This window comes from Veillonella sp., assembly GCF_018381775.1.
GTDB lineage: Bacteria > Bacillota > Negativicutes > Veillonellales > Veillonellaceae > Veillonella.
Genome location: NZ_JAGZRH010000023.1, coordinates 1 through 5,844, shown reverse-complemented (window position 1 = coordinate 5,844; position 5,844 = coordinate 1). Strand labels below are relative to the sequence as shown.

The window sequence follows — 5,844 nt, the reverse complement described above, 5'->3', positions numbered from 1 at the left end:
TGTATTTAACAATACAGACGGCGTGGGAAGCCTAGGGCAATAGGGCGTAAAGGAGCGCAGCGACGCGTACGTCCATTGCATCAGGTTCGACGAAGCCCTATAGTTTAGTCTGTACATTGGCATAATGTATTATATGTCGCCATGGGCGAGTGTGATAGGAAGCCGCGGCTAGTGGTAGGAGGCAAATCATATCCATCCAGTAACGCGGTGCGAAGCACCAATGTTACTGAACCGTACAACTGTTGAGCTTCTTCAAATACTTGTAATTAACCGATACCGCGGTGCGTAGCACCTATGGTATCGAACCGTATAGCAGCTGAGAAATTTAGATTTATGTAAATAAACTAGTTTTAAGTGACACCTTAGTTCGTAGCACCTAAGACATCCTTCCGTAAACTAGTTGAGTAGCTCGAAACTTATGTAAATTACTATTCTACTACCTCCCCTTGACATATCGAATAAATTAGATATAATAGTATTGAGATATATGAACAATTATTCATATATAATACAACTATTATGAATCCTGTTCGATTAAGAGGTGATAGAATGAATCCTGTAAGAACAATTGAAAGAATTATTAAAGCTCCTGATATTCATTGGGTAGGCACTGGATTTAGAGTACGTCAGTACTTCCCTGATGGCGATGAGTCACCTATGCTTGATCGTATGTCTCCATTTTTGTTACTCGACTATAACGAGCCATATTATTTTGAGGGCAGTCCTTTTGATACAGGTGACACCCCACATCCCCACAAAGGCTTTGAAACGGTAACATTTTCTTTTTCCGGTTCCATTGAACATAAAGATGCAGCTGGTAATAGTGGTGTTATTCACTCTGGTGATGTGCAATGGATGACTGCAGCTAGTGGTGTTTTGCACAAAGAATTTCATGAAAAAGAATATGCAAAGCGGGGACGTTTGTTCCATGCTTTACAATTATGGATAAATCTACCTGAACGTCATAAAAATGATGCACCTTCATATCAATATATACCTGCTACCATAATGGGGCGGTATCAATCTCTTGATGAAACAATCGATGCCATCGTTTACACCGGTACTTTCAGACATATAACAGGTCCTGCTAAATCCCATACACCGATGAATATTTACAAATTAAAACTTCAACCTAATTCATGGATCTCTATTTCTGAGAATATGACTTGGAATACAGGCTTCCTTGTGATTAATGGTAAAGGTAGTGCCAATGGTGAAAGCATAGAATCTGGAGACTTTGTACTTTTCAACAATGATGGAGAGCGCTTTGAGGTAGAGTCTGGTGATGAAGGTCTTGAAATCTTCGTTCTCGCCGGAGAACCACTCAATGAACCAGTGGTAAAACAAGGGCCATATGTTATGACAAATAAAACAGAGCTTCTCCTCGCTTATGGAGAATACATAAACGGTAAATTTGGCCGCGAAGAAGCTATTATGTAATACGTAAATCTTACTCTACAAGAAAAGATACACCCCCTATAAGCCACGTTAACTAGCTTATAGGGGGTTTGTTTTATACTAAACTTATCTTTACTTGTTTATCTAAAGCAAATGCAATCTTACAGAGAGTACTAATACTTGTATTTGCACCTTGTTCTATTCTTGCAATTGTGGATTGAGGGACACCAGATTTTTCAGCTAAATCACGTTGTGTTAAACCGGCTGCTTCACGAGCTTTTGCAATCACTATAGCACTTTCTAGATTAGCCGATTCTTTTTCAAATCTGGCTTTAAACTTTGGATCTTTTAATTGTTCTTTCAGAAAATCGTCAAATTTAATTGTTGGCATAATATTCCTCCTCAAACTCGCGCCTAATTTGTTTGGCATGAATTATCTCTCTTTTAGGTGTTTTCTGCGTTTTCTTAGTAAATCCATGTGTAATAATATATCTATTATTAATTACATGAAAGTATAATGCCCTTTGAATACTATTAGGACATTTAAGACGGATTTCCATCCCAATCCTTCTTTCTTCTATGATAGCATATATGCTATCACGCTTCAATTTTAAATAGTTTTATATCCTCTAAATTCTTATCTTTACTATATAGATACGTGAATAGTTTTTGGTAGCTTAAAGAATTAATGGGGATGATTTAACACCTTTGTAATTACTATTCAAGTTTATATTGATTTGCCTATCTTTTAAGAGTGTTCAACTGGAATTTCAAGTTATATCATGTTTATTGATAATACATATATAGTTATATATATCTTATATTCACTTATGTGCTTTAAGATACATCATTTCTCAATACATATGTTATACTAAAGTTCAAACTATACTTTCATAGGAGGTCTTATGACTAAGAAAATTGCGGTTCTCGTGAATGAGGATACAATGCAGCGCTGTTCTTGTGGCGGTTGCTTAAAAGCATTTATGAATAAAGCGGATTCCTTTGAGCGTTATGCAGATGAGGATATTGAGTTGGTAGGTTTCACGCACAGTGGTGGCGATCTAGCCAAGAAAATCGAGTCTTTCAAGAAAAAAGGTGTGACTACGGTTCATCTTTCGACGTGTACTCGTGGTAAGAATGAAAATTATGAAAGCATCGCAGAGCAGTGTGCGGAGGCGGGCTTTGATGTAGTGGGATATACCCATGGGGCTGCTGTTTCTAAGGATGGAAAAGAAGCCGTTATACTTTCAGCTAAAAATGAATGATTGTTCCATTATTCATTCTATATTTACCATGGAGCGATACTATATACATAGTGTGTAAATCTAGTGTGATAATTTGTTTTATTACTATATAGTTAATCAATTTGAGAGGTTGAGAGAATGAATAAGAAACTTACAGCAGCTACATTATCTGTAGCGATGGCTGCGACAATGGCGCCTGCTATTATGCAAACTGCTCCAGTGAATGCTGCATCTAGCGCAGTACAAACATTGGCAGGTGGCGCTGTTGCCATGGCTTATGTATCTACTGCATTAAATAAAATGGATAATTCTGAGCAAGGTCAACAAGAGAGTTTGGCACGTACTAAGGAGAAAACAGGTTACTTGGACGATAGTGCAGCGCAAGCTCGTGTACAACGCATCCTAAAAACCTTAGAGGCTTCTCCTAGCGTAAAACGTTCTTACGTTGTTTATGCAAACCCTGATACAGAGTTTAATGCCTTTGCAACGCTTGGTCGCGTTATGTCTGTTAATAAAGGTGCTTTGGATACCCTTGATGATGATCAATTGGCTTATGTAATGGCCCATGAAATTGCTCATGGTGAGCATAAAGATATTATCAATGGTGCTAAAAAGCAAATCGGCCTGTCTACAGCTGTAGGTATTGCGGCTGGTGGTAGCGAAGGGGCTGCGTTATTATCTAATGTTGCGGGCAACTACTTGTCTAACCAAGTATTTACAATGAGCCAAGAAAAAGCAGCCGATGAACTAGGATTCAAGATTTTAAGTGAATCTCCATATAATGTGGGCGGTGCAGCTGGTTCTATGGCGGTATTGCGCAACAAGGTTGGGGAACACTATCGTGAAGGACTTTCACAAGTAGTGGCACCAAACAACCATCCTAAGTTGTCTGATCGCGTAAATAACAATATTTCCCGCATGTACACATACTCTGGAAATCACGTAAACGTGTCTAATGGCGCCGTTTACGTCAATGGCGATAATATCTATAGCCCAGCAGGTAGCGGCCGCTATACAGGGGAAGAACGTGCGTATTACATGGCTGGTAAATTGGCACGTTTGTACCATAACAACCAAATTACACCAGGCTCTGCATCCTACAGCGGTGGCACTGTAACCGTAGCAGGCCAATCCATCGTATCTACCCCAAGTTCTGACGTAGCACTACAAGTGGCAACAAACCTTAATAATGCCTTTGTTAAACCAGCAGGTGCAGCAGTTAATGCTAAAAACCCTGCAAAGGTAAAACAAGAGAAACCCAAAAAGGTAAAACAAGAAAAGGCTAAACCTGTAAAAACGGAAAAAGTTAAACCGGCTAAAGGTAAAGAAGTAAAACCTGTTACTAAGGCTTCTACAACAAAACATACAGCTAAAGCTACAAATCATTCAAACTCTACGAACAGTGGACGTAAAACAATCGATAGATAATAATTGTTACAGCTATAAAAGACCGGGCTATAAATAGCTCGGTCTTTTTTGTATGCCTTGAAGGCTACTGTATTACTTTATGGAACGAATAGTATATACGTTAGTCCGTATATGTTATAAAACTATAGATTTTCTATAACAAAAGCACTATAATATTAAGTATCTATATATATCAATATATTAGGAATTTTTTACTATATAAGAATATTATCTTTGTGATATACAGTCTTATTAGACCTAGTTGTACGTCTAATAAGTGTTCTTGTTACTTTCACAGTTAGCATAGCCTCATTGCTGAGGCAGTTTCTTTTTTAGAGGAGTTGGATCTGAATGAAACAACCAGAATTGTCGCCGTATATGATGGCTCGCAAGCCATCTGGCATTCGCTTAGGACAAATTAAATTCTTGGAACGTAAGAACCCACCAATTTTGGTGAATGGTTCTATTGGTAATGTAATGCGTCCTATGCATCCCGCCATGCAGCGTAGGTTGTTCGATTTGGGCGGCGTGAATAGCCCGTTCCATAATGGCATCGTGCCATATGTACCAACTACGGGAACTGATGAATGTCGCGAAGCATTCCTTCATATTTTACGTAGCCAAGGTTTTGATACAACTGGTCTTGATGTACTCGTAACAGACGGTGCATCCATGGCGATGGAAATCATCATGCTTGGCGTATGTGGTGGTGCAGGCGAAGAGGAACGCCCTCTTTTAATGTTCAACCCATCTTATACAAACTATGATGCAGTAGGTCTTCGCATCGGTCGTAAAACAGTCACTGTTGAACGTCAACTTAATGAAAATGGCGAATTTGAATTGCCATCCGTTGAAACTGTAGAACAACGCATTATCGATACAAAACCGGGCGCATTGCTCATCATTCCTTACGATAACCCGACTGGTCAATTATTCAGTAAGGAAACATTGATTGAATATACAAAATTATGTGTTAAACATAATTTGTGGATTATTTCTGACGAAGCGTACCGCGAATTGGCTTATGAAAAAGGGAAAGAAACATCTAGTATCTGGGCGTTAACCGATAAGGATGTGCCTGGCATTGAAGGCCGCCGTATCAGTCTTGAAACAGCTAGTAAGGTTTGGAATGCTTGTGGTCTCCGTATTGGTGCCATCATTACAGATAATAAATTGTGCTATGAAAAATCTGTTGCTGAATATACAGCAAACCTTAGTGCTAATACGCTAGGCCAATATATCTTTGGTGCTTTGGCTCATGAAAGCCACGCAGAGCTTCATAACTGGTATGAGCAACAACGGGACTACTACCGTAAGATGATCTTTGAACTCCATGAAGGTTTTAAAGCGGTAGAACCTGATTTCATCGTATCTCGTCCAGAAGCGTCAATTTACTTTGTTATCGACGTGCGGAAGGTAGCAAAACCTGGCTTTGACGGTGTAGAATTTGCCTCCTGGTGTGCTGAACACGGTGCAGTAAGCCTTGATGACGGCAAAGAGTATACACTTCTCATGGCTCCGCTAAATGGCTTCTACAGTGGTAAAAAAGGCGAAGATAATCCAGGCAGAACGCAATTACGCGTATCCTTCTGTGAAAACCCAGACTTATTGCGCTTGGCACCTGAATTACTATCTAAACTATTCAGAGCCTATGAAGCACAACGATAATTTAAGAAATATAATCATAATAACAAAAAAGAGGGTTATAGGACAAAAAGTGTGTGTGACTAATCCCAATAAGTTGGAAAATCTGTAGACATATGTAGCTCATTCCAAACAGGAGCATCACCCCATT

Annotated in this window: 6 protein-coding genes; 4 read left to right on the top strand and 2 right to left on the bottom strand. The window is 39.2% G+C overall.

Annotation, left to right across the window (positions count from 1 at the left end; all coding sequences use genetic code 11):
* Positions 1–549 precede the first annotated feature (549 nt).
* Positions 550–1,440 carry a pirin family protein gene (locus KH109_RS09565; RefSeq protein WP_295219172.1) on the top strand — a complete coding sequence of 297 codons (891 nt, stop codon included), beginning with the start codon at positions 550–552 and terminating at the stop codon, positions 1,438–1,440.
* Positions 1,441–1,513: 73 nt separating this feature from the next.
* Here KH109_RS09565 and KH109_RS09560 read toward each other — a convergent pair whose 3' ends face one another.
* Positions 1,514–1,789 (bottom strand): helix-turn-helix transcriptional regulator, encoded by a 276-nt coding sequence (locus KH109_RS09560; RefSeq protein WP_009352030.1) that lies wholly within the window; start codon positions 1,787–1,789, stop codon positions 1,514–1,516.
* On the bottom strand, positions 1,776–1,958 hold the full coding sequence (locus tag KH109_RS09555; RefSeq protein WP_295219169.1) for a type II toxin-antitoxin system RelE/ParE family toxin: 183 nt from the start codon (positions 1,956–1,958) through the stop codon (positions 1,776–1,778). Before KH109_RS09555 ends, KH109_RS09560 begins: the two co-directional genes overlap by 14 nt.
* Before the next feature lie 345 nt (positions 1,959–2,303).
* Here KH109_RS09555 and KH109_RS09550 point away from each other — a divergent pair, with 345 nt between their 5' ends.
* The 3 genes from KH109_RS09550 (at position 2,304) to KH109_RS09540 (ending at position 5,717) form a co-directional block, all read left to right on the top strand.
* On the top strand, positions 2,304–2,663 hold the full coding sequence (locus tag KH109_RS09550; RefSeq protein ID WP_295219166.1) for a CGGC domain-containing protein: 360 nt from the start codon (positions 2,304–2,306) through the stop codon (positions 2,661–2,663).
* A 117-nt stretch (positions 2,664–2,780) separates the two neighbouring features.
* Positions 2,781–4,070, top strand: coding sequence for a M48 family metalloprotease (locus KH109_RS09545; RefSeq protein WP_295219163.1), 1,290 nt, complete (start codon positions 2,781–2,783; stop codon positions 4,068–4,070).
* A 330-nt stretch (positions 4,071–4,400) separates the two neighbouring features.
* On the top strand, positions 4,401–5,717 hold the full coding sequence (locus KH109_RS09540; protein ID WP_295219160.1) for an aminotransferase class I/II-fold pyridoxal phosphate-dependent enzyme: 1,317 nt from the start codon (positions 4,401–4,403) through the stop codon (positions 5,715–5,717).
* The last annotated feature ends 127 nt before the right edge of the window (positions 5,718–5,844 follow it).